The sequence below is a fragment of the Pigmentibacter sp. JX0631 genome (assembly GCF_029873255.1).
In the GTDB taxonomy this organism is placed as follows: domain Bacteria; phylum Bdellovibrionota_B; class Oligoflexia; order Silvanigrellales; family Silvanigrellaceae; genus Silvanigrella.
Window position 1 is genome coordinate 1573946 of sequence record NZ_CP123622.1, and the last position, 19791, is coordinate 1593736.

Here is a 19791-nt window from a genome sequence, read left to right on the forward strand (position 1 = left end):
TATGCCACCCTATACATTTTCATAAGTTAAAGATTCAGATAATCTTGGATCTTTAACCGCAACTAATGCTTTTCTTTTTGTAATAGCTGCAAAAAAAGCTACAAATAAACCACCAATTCCTAAAAAGCAAAAGATGTCAATCAATCCAAATTGAGGACCTTCTTCATACTTTGTAGGCATAATTAACCAATAAAGATCTAAGAAATGCATAATTAGCATCCATACCGAAACACCAACCAACATTTTTTTAGAACGTTTCGCTTTTCTTGCCATTAAAAAGAAAAATGGAACGAAAAAATGTCCTATACATAAAGCCATTAAAATATAAAACCAGCCGTGACTTTGTCTGATGCTATACCAAATAGTTTCTTCAGGAATATTTCCATACCAAATGAGAAGATATTGAACAAAAGCAGCGTAGGCCCAAAAACAAGTATGACCAAAAATAAGTTTTCCTAAATCATGATAATGTTCAACTGTTATAACATCTTTTAAATTTTTTACATTTTGTAACATTCTTGTTGCTATTATTAAAGTTGCAAAAAATACCATATAACAACTAGCAAAAAAATAGAGACCAAAGATAGTTGAATACCAATGTGGATCAAGAGACATAATCCAATCAAAAGCAGCAAAAGTAACACAAAAACCTAAGACAATTAAAAAAGGATAACTTGCATTTTGTAATTTATAAGTAATTGCATGATTTCCTGTTTCATCTTGTTTGGCAGAATATTTTGCAAAAAAATGCGCTGCCCAAGTAAACATAACCATGTAAAAGACAGCTCTTATATAAAAAAATGGTACGTTAAGATACCAAGCTTTAGACTGTATTACTTTATCTTGTAGTGCTTCATGCCCATGCCAGTGATGGTATAGAGTATTTGTTCCTAAAACCATAACTATTAAAAAGACAAAGAATAGAGGCATTGTAACTGATATATTTTCAGCAATACGACGAACAACTACACTCCATCCAGCCTTAGTTGCAAATTGAATAAGAACAAAAAATACTGCACCAATTGCAATACTTAAAAAAAACAACCACGAAACATGAAAAGAAAAGAAAAAATATTCTATATCTCCTCTACCCAACATGCATGCAATTAATAATGAAATTAAACCGACAGCAGTTCCAGAAAGAGGTAACTTAGCAAAGATATGATTCTGAGGCAGAGAAGCGCTCTCTTTTGAAACTGTTACATTATGATGATGGCTACTCATTTTTTGCTCCAACCATTTTTAACTTGAATATCTTCTGGAATATTTTCAATTTTTGCAGTTTTAGAAAGCTGTAATGCTCTTACATATGCTACAACAGCCCACCGATCTTCCACATTCATTTGTGCAGCAAATCCCGGCATATTCCAGTTATTAACTCCATTTCTAACAGCATCATAAATTTTACCTATTGGTAAATTGATTTTATCTTGATCATGAATGTTTGTTGGGCGAATTGACCCACCAGCTCTCTGAGTTACTAATCCGTCAGAATTACCAGCAGCTCCATGACAAGGTGTACAATAGATGTTGAAAAGTGACTGACCTTTTTTCAAAGTCTTCATATCAAGTTTAATAGGAATATTTTTAACCCACATAGGATTTTGTTCAGTAGAAGATTGTTCTTGTCCAAAATAAAGTGGTTTATTCGTTTTCTCTTCTCCTTGAGCAACTGTCCCAGCCAAAGGCGGGCGCATTGCCATTTTATCTTTGTAAAAATCGTTTTTTGATTGAGGACCGTAAGAAGTTTGTTCCACCATATTTTGAATAGGAAGAATAGGTTCTTTCTCGGATTTTTGTCCTCTACATCCAGTTGCAATTATTGTAATTAAAATAGAACTTGTAACTGGTAACAATATATTTTTTAAGTTATTAAAATTTATCATAATGTTACTGCTCCACAAATTCTACATTTGATGCACCCAATTCCTTTAAAAAATCCATGGTTTTTTCTGGATCAAATTTTGGATCGGAGGCCTCAATTGCAATAAAAAATTTATCATCTGTTACTCTTTTAAAATTCTCTGAACGAAATAAAGAATGGTACCATTGAGGCAATTTATTTAGAGCTAACATACCAATCAAACATGCAATAGCAGCAGACAAAACTGCACATTCAAAGCCAGGTAAAAAGTAACCAGCAAAACCTAGAAAAGGTTTTCCGGCTATAACATATTTATAATCAACGCCGTTCATCCACACCCAAGTAAGAAAACCACCAATTCCACAAATCGTTGAAGTTGCTCCAACAATCCAAGAAAGCTTACTCTGTGGTAGACCCATAGCCTTATCTAGACCATGGACAGGGAAGGGTGAGTATGCATCCCACTTTAAAAAGCCCCTATCTCTCACTTTTTCACAAGCTTGATATACTTCAGAAGCAGATTCAAATTGAGCTAATATTCCATAAATTTGTTTTTTACTTAATGTAGACATAATTCCTCCACCAACACAACGCTGTTCATAACCCCTTAACCCAATTCTGTATTAGCGTTGCGAAGTTTCGCTAAATAAGTAGTTCTTGGTTTTGTGTTAAGTTCACCAAGTACAGCATAGTTTCTGCTTTGTGCTTTTAATTTTGAAACCATGGTTAGAGGATCTGCCACATCACCAAAAGTAATTGCATTTGTTGGACATACATTTTGACATGCCGTAACAACTGCTCCATCTGGAATAATTCCATCTGATGACTTTTTAAATTTAGAGCGTGCTTTATTTATCTTTTGGACACAATAAGAACATTTTTCCATAACACCACGGAATCGGACTGTTACGTTAGGGTTTTTTTGCATTGCATAAAGAGGATTTCTTTCATCATCTGCTTTGCTATAATTAAAAAAGTTATAACGACGAACTTTATATGGACAGTTATTTGCACAGTAGCGCGTACCAACACATCTATTATAAGCCATATCGTTCAAGCCATCGGGGCTATGAACTGTTGCAGCGACAGGACAAACTGCCTCACAAGGCGCATTTTCGCAATGCTGACAATTAACTGGTTGAAAGACTGTTCTTATTTCAGGATCATCAACACTACCAGTAAAGTAACGGTCAACTCTAATCCAGTTCATTTCACGATTTTTAAATACTTCTTCTTTACCAACAACGGAGATATTATTTTCAGCTTGACAAGCAACTGTACAGGCATTGCAACCAATACAAGTATTTAAATCAATCGCCATTCCCCATTGTTGTCTTGCCCATTTCTTCTGTGCTGGGTCTTCTGGAAATTTAAATAAATTACTTTTGTGTTTTTCAACTGGCAAAAGTTCATGTTCAGCAACAAATTCAGGTTTTGCTTTAAAATAATCAAGTGTTGCTTCCCTAACTACAGGAGGCCTATCTTCTTTGACACCTGGAGTTCCACTCATAGATGAGTGCTCTTGAGTTGAAACTAAAGAATATTTCTTACCTGTTTTTTGAATTTTAACATCAGCGCCAAACCAAGATTCAGAGGTTCTAATTAAGTTTGCGTTAAAACCACAGCCAGAAGCAACTTTTCCAAACTTTCTACCATGCCCTAAATGTAAAACACAGGAAAAATCAGCCACGCCTGGTAGCTCCCAGACAGCAACTTCAATAGATTTATTTTGATATGTTACTTTAACAACATCAACATCAGAAGTTCCTGGTTTTGGTTTGCCCTTTAAACCTAGTGCTGCTGCTGTTTTGGGACTGATATACAAAGCATTATCCCAAACTAACTTCGATATAGGATCTGGTAATTCTTGCATCCAAGCATTATTTGAATAAGTACCATCATATAAAGTTTTATCTAAAGCAAAATCAATTTCTAACGCATCTTTGTTTGGTTCTGAAAGTTTCACTGCTTTTGCATATGAAGATGCAAATGTTGAATAACTATAATTTGGAGATAGTTTTGTTTCTTTATTAAAATCTAACAAAACTCCTTTGCTTAAAGATTCTCTCCAAATATTCTCAAAAGAACTAGAATTACCTAACTTTGTCTGCCAATAATTCTTAATATATTTATAATTAGAATCTAACTCATTTAATTTATTTAAAAAATACACTAAAGAATATTCATCAACAGCATCATCAAAAAGCGGAGCTATTAAGGGTTGTGTTATTGCAAATACGCCATTTGCAGAACGAGTGTCTCCCCACGTTTCAAGAAAATGTGTTTTTGGAATATAATAAGAACAAGTTTCAGCTGTTTCATCAAAAGTAAATCCTAGATAAAAACTGTTTTTTACTTTCCTAAAAAGATTAGCAAAATCATAATCAATAGGAGCTGTATAAACAGGATTTCCGCCAATAATTACTAAATTTTTAATACTATCTTTTTGTAGTGATTGAATTAATGTTTGATTGCTATCAAGACCTTTAGGTTTAGTAGAATCAGAAATAAGTGTTACAGTTTTTCCAACATTACTTAAAGAAACATTAATAGCATGGGTTAAAATATGAACCCAAACTGGTTGTCTATCACCTGCAATAATTAAACTAGATCCCCTGTTATTATATAAATCTTTTGCACAAACTCTGATCCATTTTTGCAAAGATTCAGAAAATACTCTTTTGTTACGTATTGCATCAGAAACTTCTGAAGGAAAAGCTATTCCTAAACGATTTAATTCAGCGGCAATTCCTAAAAGAAAATCACCCATTTTTCCGCTTCTTAAAGAATAATGGTGATCAGCAATTGAACCAGTAGTACTTATATTTGATTCTATTGCATACAAGCGATTCATAGTAGAACCTTTGTCTACAACTCTTCTTTTTTCAGCGAATTCTCTCGCATTTTTAACGGAATCACCTTCAATTCCCATAAAATCAGAATCAACTGATAAAATAGTATTTGCATTTAATAGATCGTAAACTAGGTCAACAGAATAACTATTTGTAATTTGTGATAAAGCAATTTTTTGATTGGAAGAATATTTCAAATCATTTTCTACAACAATCGCTTTTGGATATTTTTGTTTAAATTCCTCAATTAAATTCCCAAATGATAAAGAAGAATTTGATGAATATATTAAAGCCAAATCACTGCCATCTGATTTAATAGAATTTTCTAGACAACTTTTCAATGCAGAATAAATATCTTTTTTTGCAATTTTTTTATTTTGGAATAAACAGTTTTGGCCTCTATCAGGATCGTACATGTTTAAAATTTCAGCTTGCACAAACCCGTTTGAAGATCCAATTTTACTTGAAGGAATAGGATTGCTCATTGGATGGTTTGAATTGCCATCAATTTTTGTTGGTCTTCCATCTGTGCTTGTTACAAGCATCCCCAAAACGCCACCTGCAACTTGTACAGATGTTGCAAATTGTTTTGGAACTCCCGGTAAGGAATCTTCAGCTCTATTATTTTCTGGATAAATATGTCCTTTTGGTCTTCGAATGCAACCAGAAGTAACAACTCCTGCAAGAGCCATTGAAGCGCCTATCATTCCCAAAAATTTTCTTCTGTGGACTCCTGGCCGCATTTCTAATTCACTTGCTCCGTGAGGAAACTCACGTTTCAATTTGCTTAAAAACTCTGGCGAGTTTTCTAAGTCATCTACGCTGCGCCAATGTGTTTGTTTCTTTTGTTCATCATTGGAATTGAACTGTGTCATGGTGCAAACTTTCCAATCAAAATTTGTTACTTTACAATCAAGGTAACCCTTAACTGCTTTCATTTTTAATAGTGGCAAGCACCACATGCTTGCGGTGGTTGAATTAACTTATCTTTATAATCAGGATCATTACTTGGAAGATAATTAAAAGCATGTGGATCATATAGCATATTAGTCAATTGATTTTGTGGCCTGATATTTGGAACAGGATTTCTGTGACATTCTAAACACCAACCCATGCTTAAAGGACTTGCTAAACTTATAACTTCCATTTTGTCGACTCGACTGTGGCAGGTTACACAACCAACTCCAGCAGTTAAATGCGCACTGTGATCGAAATGTGAATATCTAGGAAGTGAATAGACGTGCACCCATGGAATAGGTGTTTTATTTTTATAACTTTCGTGTAAAACCTTTAATCTAGGACTATCTTTTTTAACTTTATTATGACAACCCATACAGGTTTCTGTTGGAGGTAATGGAGCGAATGAAGTTTTTTCAACTCCACTATGACAGTATCGACAGTCTATCCCCATTTGTCCAGCATGTAACTGGTGACTGAAAGCTATCGGTTGTTCGGGTTCATAACCTACCGCCAAGAATTTTGGCGAAAAATAGTACCAAATTCCAACAATTATTGACACTAATAGCACTGGAATTCCAACGCCTAGGAATAAAGGAATTCGGTTCGTCCATTTTGGAAATATCGGTTCCACGGCACCACCTAAATTAAGCAAAAGCTGAAAAATAAATAAAAAATACTAACACACGCATCTTTAACGTAACAACAAACAATCCTGATGCTTCCAACCATGAAATCAAACTCAGTGCAATGTTATGTTGCGGGAGTGTTCTAACGGATCATGACTTGACGAGCAAGACCCTTAATCCAAGATCATCAAAAACATTTTTCAAACTCATAATCTCTCAGCAAATTAAAATTTTCTCGATCACTTGATCGCTTGTCAAGCTCATATCCAAAAGAGTGGCGAAAGACAAATGAGAATAATTCTCATTAAAAAGTTTTTTATCTAAAAATATTTTATAACAAAAATTTCAAAAAAACGATCAGCAACCAATCCAATGACTAAAAGCGGTAAGTAAACAAGAGATGCTAGAAAAAATTTTCTTGGCCAATTTGCCAACATTTCTTTTTTTAAACCAAGAATACTTAGTCTTATAAACCATATTCCTAAAATAATTGCAGTTGCTAAATAAAATTTTCCGCCAACTTCTAACAAGTATAAAGATAAAGTAAACAGAACTAAAACCACAGACCAAACAAAAGCTTGGATTTTGGCAATTTTTTCACCTCTGATCAAAGATACAACTTTTATACCAGCTTTTGCATAATCTTCTTTATGATAGATAGCGATTGCAATAAAATGTGGCATCTGCCAAGCAAATAAAACTCCGAACAATGCCAACCCTGCAGCATCAACTTTATCTGCTACTGCAGTCCAACCAAGCAGCGGAGGAATGGCTCCTGGAAAAGCACCAATAACAAGAGCGAGTGGAGTTTTATATTTTAAAGGAGTATATATTAAGCTATAAGCTAAAATTGCTAGTAAAGATAATATCCCAGTAAGTAAATTAACGTAATAAATTAACAAAAAAATACTAGTGCAACAAAGAATCATTGCAAATATGAAAGCTTGCGTTACACTTATTTTCCCCATTGGTAATGGACGAAATTTGGTTCGACGCATTAATTTATCTGTATTTCTTTCATAAATCATATTAAAAGTATTTGCAGATGCCACAGATAGCGCGGTTCCTAGTAAGGCAAAAATAAAATTTTTTATTAAAATATTTCCAGGCGCAAGGACAATACCTCCTGCTGTCATTAATATACAAAAGAAAGCAATTCGAGGTTTTGCTAATTCAATATAATGGCGATAAATCGTGTTTTTATTTAACATTTTTTTTCATATTTCCAATAAACAATTATTTAACTGCTGTTTGTTTCGCAGCTGATTTACAATATTCAGCAATTACTTGCCATACATCTCCACAGGCTTTTTTATGTCTTTTCATCTTACTACCATGCATATATGATGTACATTGCTTTGCACCAAAATTATATCCGTAGATTTCATCACCATATTTTTTACAACCTAATGACTTATCTGAATTTGCTAAACAAACTTTTATCATTCTAGGTACAGTTGAATCACATAATTGTGTCATGGCATCGCATTTATTGAACCATTCCATAGTTTTATCCGCGCATCCTTCTAAAGAAAGTTGCGTAGATTCATTTTGTATTTTTGTTAAAGAATGGGTAATTTCTTTTACAGAATGTTCGTAGTTTTGAAAAACAATCCAGCCAATGATTGTTGAAAGCGCAAATAAAGCAAAAACAAAGGGAATGCCTAAATCTCCCTTGCGTCTAAAGCTACCTACTTCTTCATTTTGCATTCTAAATCATCCTAAATAATGTTAATAAAGCAATTACTTCAAAATGAGAATTAAATTGAAAATTTTCTCATCTTCAATCGATTTAGCTTATTCAATGAACAATATCCAGTTTCAAGCAGTGTAATATTTATTTTTTAGTTTTATTAATTTAAATGAACGATAAAAGGTCTTTGGGTTGTTGAGCGGTCAAGTGCGGAATTTCTTTCCCAGAAGTTTGATTATAACCCCAACCACACCAGATTGTTGTAGCACCAAAATTTTTGCCACATTTTATATCACCCTCACTGTCACCAATCATGAAAGCTTTGTCAGATTTAAAATTAAAATGATATTTTTCTGCAATAACTTTTAAAGGCAAGGAGCTTGGTTTCATTTCAGAACAACTATCTCCGCCCATGAGATCAGTAAAAAACTTATCAACACCAAGTTTTCTAATTAATTCTCTTGAATGTTTTTCTGGTTTATTTGTGATAATAAATATTTTATTTTCTTTATTTAACGATAAATATTTTAAAACATCAGTAATTCCATCATACAAACGAGTATTAATACAAATATTTTCAAAATAATATTTTTCATATAACTCTTTTACTTGATTAAATTGAGATGAATTTATGTCTCGATTTTCAATGTAATCATCAAAGCAATTAAGATAGAGTTCAGTCATACCTTTATTCACAAAAAGTCTTACATCACTCGATAATTTTTTTGGAAGATTTAAAAAATTTCTAACCCCATGGACAGAGTTTATCATATCTTCTGATGAGTCTTCTAAGGTTCCATCTAAATCAAAAAAAAAGAATTGCATTAATTATTTCCTTTTTTTGCCAAAATATCTTCAACACTACCCTTAGCATCTCCAAATTCAGTTACCTTTCTTTCTCCAGATCGACTTCCTTTAAAAGCAGTAAAAGGTTTAGAATTATGAATTATAACATGATGAGGAATGCTAGGAGGTATAACTAAAATATCTCCAGCTTCTATAGTAATTGGAAGACCATCAAAATGAAAAGTAATACAACCTGAAACAGCGGCTCTAATTTCTTCATAGTCATGTCCGTGCCTACTTCTTTCAAACCATGGATCACAAGTCTGTAAATCATAAGCTTTAAATCCGAGTTTTTCTAATTCAGTTTTCATCGTTTGTTCAGTCGGATCTACTTTATGAGGCCACTTATAAAGAGTAACTCCATTCGGTAAAATAAATTGATACATGTAAAAACTCCAATAATTAAAAAGGTTTTACTATTTTTGGTGGATTATCTCTAAACTTCCTGACAAAACAAAAAGTATCAAATGAATTACTAGTGCTCGTAATATTTTGTAACTTTAAATCATCCCAACGTAAAAAACTACTAACTTTTTTTTCTTCTGAAAGTAAAAATGGAACTGTATGTAAGCCGCTTTTTAAAGTATGAATTACTTTTTGAAGCTTCTCTTTAATTTCTATATTTTGTGGTTCCAATTTTTCAAGAATTAAATAATTTTCTAAAGTATATTCATGAGCTGTCCAAATCAAAGTATTGTCTGGTAGATTATTACGAAGAAAAAGTAATGAATTAAACATTTGTTCAAGACTTCCCTCAAATAATTTACCACAGCCCCCACCAAAGATAGTATCACCAATAAATAAATGATGTTCACCGTTTTTTAAAGAAAAAAAGTAACAAATATGGCCGAGAGTGTGCCCTGGGACAAAAAATACTTCAGCACTTTCATCTGCAAAATATATTTTATCATTATGATTTAAAAAATGAGTTTGAAATGGTATCCGATTTTTATCTTGAACACTCCCATAAATTTCAACATTAGGAAATAATTGTTTAAGTTCCTTATTTCCACCTACATGATCAAAGTGATGATGTGTATTAAAGATTTTTGTTAAAGTTAAATTATTTTTCTTTAAATATGAAATAACAGAATTTGCTTCAGCTGGATCTACTACTGCAGCTTCTTTCTTTATTTCATCAATTAAAATAAAAATAAAATTATCTTCAAAAACAGGTAACATTTCAATTTTCATATTATACTCTATTAGAATTAAATTTATTCAATAGATCAGACAGGCTTGCTTGTTTATCCTGTTCCTTTCCATCGCTATTTTTGTTGCTTCTTCCTGATGATTTTTTTGCATAATGATTAGAAGAATCACTAGAATTATTTCTAGTTTGTGATGATTCTGTATTATTTCTTCTAAACTTATTTGCTTGAGCACTCACGGCTCCAGAACGACTCATTGCTCCTTGAGTAGGTTGCGTATTTTGTGAAGTATTAGTTACTTCTTCACAGGCCTTTTTTGAAAGGGATATTCTTTTTCTTTCTTTATCAAGTCCAATAACTTTTACTTTTACTTGTTGGCCAACGCTTATTGCTTGGGAAAGATCTTTAATGAACTGATTTGATAATTCTGAAATATGAATAAGTCCATCTTGATGAACACCTATATCAACAAAAGCACCAAAATTAGTTACATTTGTCACTGTACCAGTAATAACTTGTCCTTCTTTTAAATGATTAAAATCACGAACTTCTCTATTATAAGTTTGTTTTGAGCCGTCTTCACGAGGGTCTCTACCAGGTTTCAAGAGTTCTTTTACAATATCTTGAAGTGTTGGCAAACCTACTTCTTCAGTAACATAATTTTCTAATTTAACTTTATGAACATTTTCTTTATGACCAATAAGTTCAGTGATTGATATAGTTAAATCAGTAGCAATTTTCTCAACAATCCCGTATGATTCTGGGTGAACAGAAGTGTTATCTAAAGGATTTACACTTTCAGGTATTCTTAAAAATCCTGCTGATTGTTCAAATATTTTTGCCCCAAAACCCATTACATCAAATAAATTTCTTCTGTCTTTGAATTCTCCAAAAGATTCTCTATGACGAACGATACCCTTTGCCAAACTTGGTCCAATTCCTGCTACGTATGAAAGTAAACTTGGACTTGCTGTGTTTAAGTTAACACCTACGTAGTTCACACAACTTTCTACAATCTCGCCAAGTTGTTTCTTTAATCGACTTTGATTTACATCGTGTTGATATTGTCCAACACCAATACTTTTCGGGTCAATTTTTACAAGTTCAGCAAGCGGATCTTGAAGTCTACGCGCAATACTTATTGCACCTCTGTAAGTAATATCTAAATCTGGAAATTCTTCTCTAGCAAGATCACTTGCAGAATATACACTTGCACCAGCTTCATTAACTATTACGATTCTTGGTTTACGACCTAAAGAACACGCAGCAAGAACTTTTTCAAAAAATTCTTCAGTTTCACGTCCTGCTGTTCCATTACCGATAGAAATTAATTCAACATTAAGTTTATTTATGAAATTTAAAATAATTTCAGATGCTGACTTATTTTTATGATAAGACATATCCTCGTCATGATGTGGATAAATAGTAGCAAAATCTAGCAATTTTCCTGTCTGATCAACAATTACTAATTTACTTCCTGTTCTCAAACCAGGATCAACACCCATTACTACTCTTTTAGGTATAGGAGGTAACAATAATAAATTTCTTAAGTTCTTACCAAAAACGCTAATTGCTTCTTCTTCAGCAACAGTTTTTGTTTCTAATCTCAATTCTGTTTCTATACTTGTAGAAATTAGCCTATTATAACTTTCATTAACACACTCTGTTAAGAATACTTTTACGACATCACTAGCAGTATTTTTTATTACATAACTGGAAATAATGGAAAGAGGAATTTGCTCGTCATAGTCTAAAGTAACTTTTAATATTTCTTCTTTTTCACCTCTTCTTAGCGCCATTAATCGATGTGGTGCTATAGTTTTTACAGGTTCATTAAATTCATAGTAATTATTATATTTTGTTTTCTTCTCTTTGAATTCATCACGAACTTCTGATTTAAATTTAGCATTTTCAAACATCCATAAACGAATTTCTTTTCTAATTTCAGCAATTTCAGAAATATTCTCGGCAATATAATCTTTTACACCTTGAATAACAGTTTCTAAATTTTTCAAGTCATCATGTTTGCCAATGTAATCAGTAAAAGCAGGCGTTAAATCAACTAAACTGGAATCTTGTTCCAAAATTTGCATAGCTAAAGGAGCCAATCCACGCTCTGCAGCTATTTGGCCTCTTGTTCTTTTCTTTGGTTTGAATGGTAAATATAAATCCTCTAATTCAGTTTTAATTTTGCATGCTATAATTTTAGCTTGCAAAACAGGAGTCATTTTATTTTGTTCTGTAATTGAACGAATTATTGCTTCTTTTCTTTCATTTAGAGAATAAATATATTCATACTTATCCATAATATTTCTAATTTGTACTTCATCTAAGCCTCCAGTTACTTCTTTACGGTAACGCGCAATAAATGGAATGGTACAATCATCAAGGATAAGATTGAGAGTATTTTCCACCTGATTTTTAGGAATATTTAAATCATTAGAAATATCAGTGATCATTTCTTGAGAGATGTTCATTTCTTTTTTAGCCATAATAGTTACTCGCAATAATTAAAGTCAGGAGAACAAAGGGACTTCCCAAAAGGAAAGTATAACGCGCAGGGCATACTATACACTTTTTTTTAACAAAAAAAACCGCTTATGCGGTTTTTTAATCAACAATTTACTTAAATATTTTAATTACTTAGCAATATTTACAAGCTCAGTTCCAGAAAAGAAGTAAGAAATTTCAATATTTGCATTTTCTAGAGAATCAGATCCATGTACAGTATTTTCACCAATACTTACACCAAATTCTGAACGAATTGTTCCTTTAGCAGCTTTTGCAGGATCAGTTGCTCCCATTAGTTCTCTATATGCTACAACGGCATTTTTACCTTCTAATACAGAAACCACAACTGGACCTGAAGTCATATACTCACACAATTCGCCGAAAAAGGGGCGAGCTGAATGAACTGAATAAAATTGTTCAGCTTCACGTCTAGACATATGTATCATTTTAGTAGCAACAATTTTTAAGTCTGCACTTTCCATTTTAGCCAATATTTTACCAATTAAATTTCTTTTTACGCCATCTGGTTTGACTATTGAAAATGTTCTTTCCATTTTTTATTCCCTTATTTTAGGAGGTTATATCTTTTAAAGCGAAAACGCTCTCGGAAGTTATTTAATAATAGGGTTCATTGTCAATAGAAAAATTTTAAAAAAATTTTACTCTTATGGAAGAAGCAGAACTTTAAGTTGACTCTTTCATGATAAAATCTTGCAATATATGGAACCAAATTCTGGGTCTTGGATTTCCATCATTAGAATCACGAATAATTTCTTTTAAAATTCGCATTAAAAAACAAAAATTAAATAATGACTTAGTTGTTTCTATATTTCTAGGTCTTAAATGCGATGAACCTATATTTTCCTCTAAACTATGATTATAAAACTTAAAAAATAAAGACTCAATTTCAGTTAACGATGGTTTATATTTTTCCGGCTGAATTGTCTCAGAAATTTTTTTTGATTGAATAGGAATTACTTTAACTTCTAAATTATCATTACCATCTGTTAGAGAAGAGTAATATTTTCTTTCCGTAAAGTACCAAGCAAATCTTAGGCTAACCACCAAAGATGCAATATCTTTTAAACAAGGTTGTTTAAATCTACGATAACTTGGATCATCAAAATTGTCAGATTCGTAATCTAAAAGCACTATCCCATCTTTTCCAATTAAAAATTGTCCTAAGTGAATATTTCCATGATTTCTTATTCGTAACCCTAGATCATCTGCAGCCTTAATTTTTTCCAGCATTTTATCTACAAACCCTGGAAGTAAATAAAAAACACCTGAATAAATTTGAAAATTATCTTTTAATTCTAATACTTTTTTTAATCTTTCTTGAATTTTTTCAGAGATAACACTGATCCATTTCAACTTATTTTCAGCTGAAGTTTGATCTGGAGATAAATCTGAACCTCTCGGCGCTAAAGTCATTGCTTTATGAAAATCTCCCATGATTCTACCCAGAGATTCTATTATTTCTAGTATATTAAACCATGCCTCTTCTGAAGAAGATTCATTTAATTTTTTTGGAAATCGTGCCTTATGCAATAAGGAAACAAAATGTGGGAATAACGTACCATTATTTTGAATATACTTAATACCAATAGCTGTATGAGATTTTTTAATATTTTTTGAAGAAAACTCATATACGCTAATAAGTCTAGCAAAGTTTGAAAAAATATTTTGACTACTTAGATAAGTAAGAAGCTCAACTTCAATTGATTGCGGATGCTCTTTTTCAATAGTTCTAAAAATTTTATAAGCAACTTGGAAATCAAGCCTTACACAAGTATTTTTAGTATCACTCCAAATTCCGATAGCAATTAAACTGGCTTCACCGCCACATTTTTTATGATAAAAGGTGCCCTTCATTGCAGTAGGAAGTGGATTTCTTTGTTTTTGAGCTATTCTCCAGGATTCATAAAAATGACTATCACTTGATGCATCTCGAATACTCCATGGTGAGATAGTAATAAGATCTCCATCTTCACTGTATCTAGCCAAACGAAATGGAAAGACAAATAAATCTGTAACATTAAAAAACTCGACCCAAACAAAACCAAGTGCGCCTTGAGCTGATGTTTCAAACAAACAAACATCAAAAACTTTCCCAATAGGACTTTGTAAATGTTTAAACGGGAAGTTACTCTGTTCTAGCCATGATTGACCTGAGACAGATTCAATAAGTTTCTCAATGATTTCAAGAAAAGCATTCATTTATTTTGCAATTATTCTTAATCAGTTACAATTACGTCTTCAAGTTCAGGAAACTCTTCTAGTAAATAATTTGAAATTGATTCTGAAGTATAAGCTTGGACGGAGCAACTACCACAAGATCCAGATAATTCTAAGGTCAAAATATTATTTTCAAGACTTAAGACGTTTACTTCCCCCCCATGCGCCATCACACCAGGAGAAATTTTTTCATCTATAAAAAGCTTAATTGCATTGTATTGCTCAACATTTTGCATTATTTAGACCCTAAGATTAAATACGAATTTAAATGGTAAAAAAAAGTAGTATTTCTAGTCATATATCAAATACCCTTAATAATTGTAGCATAGTTTAGTTCATGACGGAAGCCTTGCAAAGATTATGTTAACATGCTGCAATATATGATAAAGTTGAGGTATTATTTTTTCAATTCAAACCCAACTAAAGGAAAACTCATGGTAAATGCTCAAATCCTGAGCAGATTCAAGATTAACATACTGATATTATTAATTAATTTATTTCTAACCCAAATAAGTTTTTCTATAGAATTTACAGAAACTTCAAACAGCTCTACATTTGAGACGCAATTAACTCTTCCAATTTCTCTCGCTCAAATCAATGGAATCCCTTTAACTATTTTTCATGTATTAGGTGATGTTCATAAAGCAAGAACTCAACGCCAAATTAACGAATTGTGTAATAAAGTAGATTTAACATACAAAAAACTAAATTGGGGGAAAAGTCCATGCATTCATATTCCCTGGAAATTTGATTATGTCAGCGAAAATGGGCAACCTTTGGTTTATTGGGAATTTATTAATGTTACAAGCGATGAAGATTTCAAAAAAAATGTCACTCTAGTTCTTGGAGGAGTACATCCTGATGAACTCACTCCTATTCATTTAGCTTTTCAATTTGCTGAGACATTACTAGAAAATCCGCAATTATATAGCAATGCACATGTAATTGTAGCTCCTTTAGTAAATCCAGATGGTTTTTTTGCAAACCCACCAAAAAGAACAAATGCTAATGGGGTAGATTTAAATAGAAATTTTCCTACTGCAGCATGGAAAAAATATGCCTATCAGGTTTGGAAAAACTCAAAAGAAAAAGATAAAAGAAAATTCCCAGGATTTTTTGCTAATTCAGAACAAGGCACAAAATTTCAAGCTGATTTAATTGAAAAATATAATCCAGATAAAGTTATTTCTATTCATGCTCCATTAGCTTTTTTGGATTTAGATTACGAAATACCTAAATTGCTAAGTATTAATAAATTAACAGAGCAACAAAAAAAAGCCAGAAATTTAGCAGAAATTTTATCTAGAAGTGCTGGAAATTATAAAATAAAAGATATTGGAATTTATCCAGGAAGTCTAGGAAATTATGCAGGTAATGAAAGAATAATACCAACTATCACCTTAGAAATGAGCAGTAGTAATCCTAAGTTTGTAAAAAAATTTTGGAAAGAATTTTCTCCTGGGTTATTTAAAGCAATAAAATTTGAATTCAAAAAATACCAATTTGCCGACATTGTTACTGGGCATGTAACAAACGAATGAATAGATTTCCAATTCTATATTAATTTAAAATCTTTTCAATAATGATCCTATGTATTTTTAAAACAATTGAAGGAATATAAATAACTGCTTCTAAAATTTCTAAAAAAAATTCTTTTAGTAATGCTAAATTTTTTGCAAAGAAATAAATAATTAAAATTATAGAAAATAAAGAAAAATTGAACACTGGCGTGTTATTCAGCACAATATATGTAAAAATTAAAATCAAATAGTATTTAATATTTTCAATTTTAATATTCAATTTATGATCTATCATAATCTAAATCCAATTATATATTATCTTACGATTTATTTTTACCACATCAATAATTAATTAAATTTTTTTAATTACAATTAAACAACATATCAAAATCAAACATTACTATTATAATAAAATTTTTAAATTATCAACATTTTAATATTAAAGTTATGAACTATAATGGTAAGCTTATCATTTAAAATATATACAAAATAAGATTTAAGAAAACATTTTTGTTTTATCATAATTTTAAAATGATAATATGATACAATAAATAGAAGTATGCTAAAAATTTAAGCTTTGCAATATAGGATGGCATAATATTTACTAGAAAATTTGTTTTGTAAGAGTTGTTTTAGATACTTGAAACATTTCATCCTTGACATACTAGAACAATTTTATATTTATAAAGATCTTTCTTAATTTAATTTTTTGAGGGAAAAATGTTACAAAAATTATTTTCAGTTTCAACATATGGAGCAAAAATGGATTTTATGCTCCTGTTAATTCGTTTGTTTTTTGGTTATGCATTTATTATGCATGGATATGGAAAAATTTTATCGCCGTTTTCATGGATGGGGGAAGATTCTTCTGTTCCTGGAGTTTTGCAAGCGCTTGCTGCTATTTCTGAGTTTGGAGGAGGAATAGCAATAATATTAGGTCTTTTTAGTCGCTTGAGCTCTATTGGTATTGCATGCACTATGGCTGTAGCGATCTACAGCAGTAAATTTATCTTTGGATTAGAACTCATTGGTAAAAAAGGGGGGCCTTCTTATGAATTAGCCGCTATTTATTTTTTACTTTCCCTTCTATTTTTAGTTGCTGGTCCTGGAAAATTATCTCTAGATAAATTGTTTTTTTCTAAGAAATAATTGAAACTCAAATTAATAGTTTGCTATTTTTAATGCTTTAGGTAAACAATTTTTAACCAAAATTATTTGGTTTGTATATTCTCATTTGTTTTAGGCTTAAAAATGGCTCTTCAATTTAATCTCATTAAAAAAGATACACATTCTGAAGCTCGCAGGGCACAGATTATAACCTCGCATGGAACCATAGAAACTCCTGTTTTTATGTCTGTCGGTACTTTTGGTTCAGTAAAGACTTTAGATCATACTGAATTAGAAGATATTGGTGTTCAAATTATCTTAGGAAATACATATCATCTTTATTTAAGACCCGGGCCTGAAATTTTAAAGAAGGTGGATGGGTATCACAATTTAATAAGCTGGAAGAAGCCTATTTTAACAGATAGTGGTGGATTTCAAATATTTTCTTTACCACATCAAAGAGTTATAAGTGAAAAAGGCGTTACTTTTAAAAGTTATATTGATCAGAGTTATAAAAAACTTACTCCTGAATCAGATATTGCATTTCAAGAAACCATTGGCTCCGATATTATGATGGCATTAGATGTCTGTGTTCCTTCGACAAGTCCTTATGATGTCTGTGTTCAAGCAATGCATAGAACACACAGATGGGCGAAAAGATGCAAATTAGCAAAATCAAATAACGAAAATTCTCTTTTTGGAATCGTTCAAGGCGCTATCTATGAAGATTTAAGAAAGGAAAGCGCTCAAGCCATCGTAGATCTTAATTTTGATGGATATGCAGTTGGAGGATTAGCAGTTGGTGAATCTGATGAAGAACGTGATCATTTCACTCAATTCACAGCAAAATTACTTCCTGATAATAAACCTAGATATTTAATGGGTGTTGGCACTCCCCATGATCTTATTAGAAGCATTTTAGCAGGAATAGACATGTTTGATTGCATTATTCCTACTAATCATGCAAGACAGGGAGTTGCTTACACTTTTTCAGGAAAAATAAAATTAAGAAGGACATATTATGCAACAGATCTATCTCCTATTGATGAAAACTGTGAATGTTATGTCTGTAAAAGATTCTCAAAGGCTTACTTACATCAATTGACGAAATGTGAAGAACCTACTGGTTGGAAATTAATTTCTTATCATAATACCTGGTTTTATGAGCGTTTGATGGAAAAATCCCGGACTCATATCGAAAATGGCACTTTTAAAGAATTTGCTGCTGACTTTTTAAGAAATGTTGAGGATTAAAAAAGCCCCAGCATAATTGCTGAGGCTTTTTTAAGAAAAACTTCAAATTAAATGGCAAATAATATATGATTTAATTCATGTTCAATAACGCTTTTCTCTTCGCCACGCGCCACAGAAATTTCTGAAACAAGCATGTTACGAGCTCTTTCAAGCATTTTCTTTTCACCAAAAGAAAGTTCTTTATCTGAGCTTAATGAAGATAAATCTCTTAGAACTTCAGCTATTTCTACTAGATTACCAGTATTTAATTTATCATTCAGAGCTCTGAAACGACGATTCCAAGTAGCTGTAGATTTCTTAGAAGGAGATTGTAGAATTTGATAAACTTTTTCTACATCTGGTAAAGAAATTACGGAGCGTAAACCTACGGTTTTAGCTGCTCTTGTTGGAACCATAACTTTTGCACCAGTTGAATGGATTTTTAACACATAAAAATCTTGTTGAGCACCACCAATACTACATTCTTCAATATTCTCAATTGTTCCTACACCATGACACGGATAAACAGCTTTTTGACCAACAGTGAAATCATAGAACTTTTCAGCACTCATGCTGCAAAACCTCCGAAAAAAAGAAACCCCGTTGCAAACTTGTTATAAAAATCAAGAAAAACAACGAGAAATACTTAAGTTTTTAGTAAAAAAATAAAATAGTTATAATATCTACTTGTCTTAATCTTGAAAAATTGAAAGAGTTATAAGACAAGAATAACAAAAAAACCTCCAACGCATCTTATTGCTTTAAAGATGCTTTTTTATAAAATCTGCTTAAAACTCTTTCTAAAATTACTATAACATAGATTATAGAATTTTGGGACTCAATTACTAAGATTGTTTATGCAATCTTTAAAATTCAATTCAATCAGGCTATTGACTGTAGTTTCTGGGTTTTTGTTGCGCTAGATCAAGACGAGACTTGAACTTAATTATTCGCAATTTGACATAACTCAAAAAAAATAATAGAGAATTGTCTCAGTAAAGTCTTTTACTCTGATATCTATTCTTTGAGTAAAAGCACAAATTACTTAGACAAATCTTTTATTTTCTTCAGAAAACCGAAACTTATTCTGTTTAAAAACCGACCATTTTTAGCCTGTTTTTGTAAGTCAAAGCATCATGTAATTTACATAGACAAATGTTTTTTGTCAATTTATTTTGCATAGTAATTGC

General features: G+C 31.6%; 18 protein-coding genes. 3 read left to right on the plus strand and 15 right to left on the minus strand.

Going from position 1 to position 19791, the window contains the following annotated elements; translation table 11 throughout:
• Positions 1-9: 9 nt before the first annotated feature.
• The 14 genes from QEJ31_RS06855 to QEJ31_RS06920 form a co-directional block, all read right to left on the minus strand.
• Positions 10-1224, minus strand: a complete 1215-nt coding sequence (locus QEJ31_RS06855) for a hypothetical protein (protein WP_280593042.1) — start codon at positions 1222-1224, stop codon at positions 10-12.
• Positions 1221-1886, minus strand: a complete 666-nt coding sequence (locus QEJ31_RS06860; protein ID WP_280593043.1) for a c-type cytochrome — start codon at positions 1884-1886, stop codon at positions 1221-1223. The genes QEJ31_RS06855 and QEJ31_RS06860 overlap by 4 nt, the downstream gene beginning before the upstream one ends.
• Before the next feature lie 4 nt (positions 1887-1890).
• The gene (locus QEJ31_RS06865) at positions 1891-2436 is read right to left on the minus strand and encodes a DUF3341 domain-containing protein (RefSeq protein ID WP_280593044.1); all 546 of its coding nucleotides are present in this window, start codon (positions 2434-2436) and stop codon (positions 1891-1893) included.
• A 35-nt stretch (positions 2437-2471) separates the two neighbouring features.
• Positions 2472-5591: a TAT-variant-translocated molybdopterin oxidoreductase gene (locus QEJ31_RS06870; RefSeq protein ID WP_280593045.1), complete on the minus strand. Its 3120-nt coding sequence runs from the start codon at positions 5589-5591 to the stop codon at positions 2472-2474.
• Between the two features lie 65 nt (positions 5592-5656).
• A complete protein-coding gene (locus tag QEJ31_RS06875; RefSeq protein WP_280593046.1) occupies positions 5657-6307 on the minus strand; it encodes a cytochrome c3 family protein in 651 nt (216 codons plus the stop codon).
• A 315-nt stretch (positions 6308-6622) separates the two neighbouring features.
• Positions 6623-7513: a heme o synthase gene (gene cyoE / locus QEJ31_RS06880; RefSeq protein ID WP_280593047.1), complete on the minus strand. Its 891-nt coding sequence runs from the start codon at positions 7511-7513 to the stop codon at positions 6623-6625.
• 25 nt (positions 7514-7538) lie between these two features.
• Positions 7539-8012, minus strand: a complete 474-nt coding sequence (locus QEJ31_RS06885; RefSeq protein WP_280593048.1) for a hypothetical protein — start codon at positions 8010-8012, stop codon at positions 7539-7541.
• Between the two features lie 148 nt (positions 8013-8160).
• Positions 8161-8820, minus strand: coding sequence for an HAD family hydrolase (locus tag QEJ31_RS06890; RefSeq protein WP_280593049.1), 660 nt, complete (start codon positions 8818-8820; stop codon positions 8161-8163).
• Positions 8820-9227, minus strand: a complete 408-nt coding sequence (locus tag QEJ31_RS06895) for a cupin domain-containing protein (protein WP_280593050.1) — start codon at positions 9225-9227, stop codon at positions 8820-8822. Before QEJ31_RS06895 ends, QEJ31_RS06890 begins: the two co-directional genes overlap by 1 nt.
• Positions 9228-9243: 16 nt before the next feature.
• A complete protein-coding gene (gloB, locus tag QEJ31_RS06900) occupies positions 9244-10035 on the minus strand; it encodes a hydroxyacylglutathione hydrolase (RefSeq protein ID WP_280593051.1) in 792 nt (263 codons plus the stop codon).
• A 1-nt stretch (position 10036) separates the two neighbouring features.
• Entirely contained in the window at positions 10037-12484 is a 2448-nt protein-coding gene (locus QEJ31_RS06905; protein WP_280593052.1) for a Tex family protein, read from the minus strand.
• Between the two features lie 147 nt (positions 12485-12631).
• On the minus strand, positions 12632-13057 hold the full coding sequence (gene ndk, locus QEJ31_RS06910; RefSeq protein WP_280593053.1) for a nucleoside-diphosphate kinase: 426 nt from the start codon (positions 13055-13057) through the stop codon (positions 12632-12634).
• A gap of 130 nt (positions 13058-13187) precedes the next feature.
• Positions 13188-14723: a hypothetical protein gene (locus QEJ31_RS06915; protein ID WP_280593054.1), complete on the minus strand. Its 1536-nt coding sequence runs from the start codon at positions 14721-14723 to the stop codon at positions 13188-13190.
• 17 nt (positions 14724-14740) lie between these two features.
• Complete coding sequence (locus QEJ31_RS06920) at positions 14741-14977, minus strand: NifU family protein (protein ID WP_280593055.1); 237 nt, start codon at positions 14975-14977, stop codon at positions 14741-14743.
• Positions 14978-15175: 198 nt separating this feature from the next.
• Between QEJ31_RS06920 and QEJ31_RS06925 the strand changes: the two genes are divergently transcribed.
• From QEJ31_RS06925 to tgt, 3 genes are all read left to right on the plus strand, one after another.
• Entirely contained in the window at positions 15176-16282 is a 1107-nt protein-coding gene (locus tag QEJ31_RS06925) for a M14 family zinc carboxypeptidase (protein WP_280593056.1), read from the plus strand.
• A 699-nt stretch (positions 16283-16981) separates the two neighbouring features.
• Positions 16982-17410 (plus strand): DoxX family protein, encoded by a 429-nt coding sequence (locus tag QEJ31_RS06930; protein WP_280593057.1) that lies wholly within the window; start codon positions 16982-16984, stop codon positions 17408-17410.
• A 102-nt stretch (positions 17411-17512) separates the two neighbouring features.
• A complete protein-coding gene (tgt, locus tag QEJ31_RS06935) occupies positions 17513-18622 on the plus strand; it encodes a tRNA guanosine(34) transglycosylase Tgt (RefSeq protein WP_280593058.1) in 1110 nt (369 codons plus the stop codon).
• A 47-nt stretch (positions 18623-18669) separates the two neighbouring features.
• Here tgt and QEJ31_RS06940 read toward each other — a convergent pair whose 3' ends face one another.
• A complete protein-coding gene (locus QEJ31_RS06940; RefSeq protein ID WP_158998697.1) occupies positions 18670-19173 on the minus strand; it encodes a CarD family transcriptional regulator in 504 nt (167 codons plus the stop codon).
• Positions 19174-19791 lie beyond the last annotated feature (618 nt).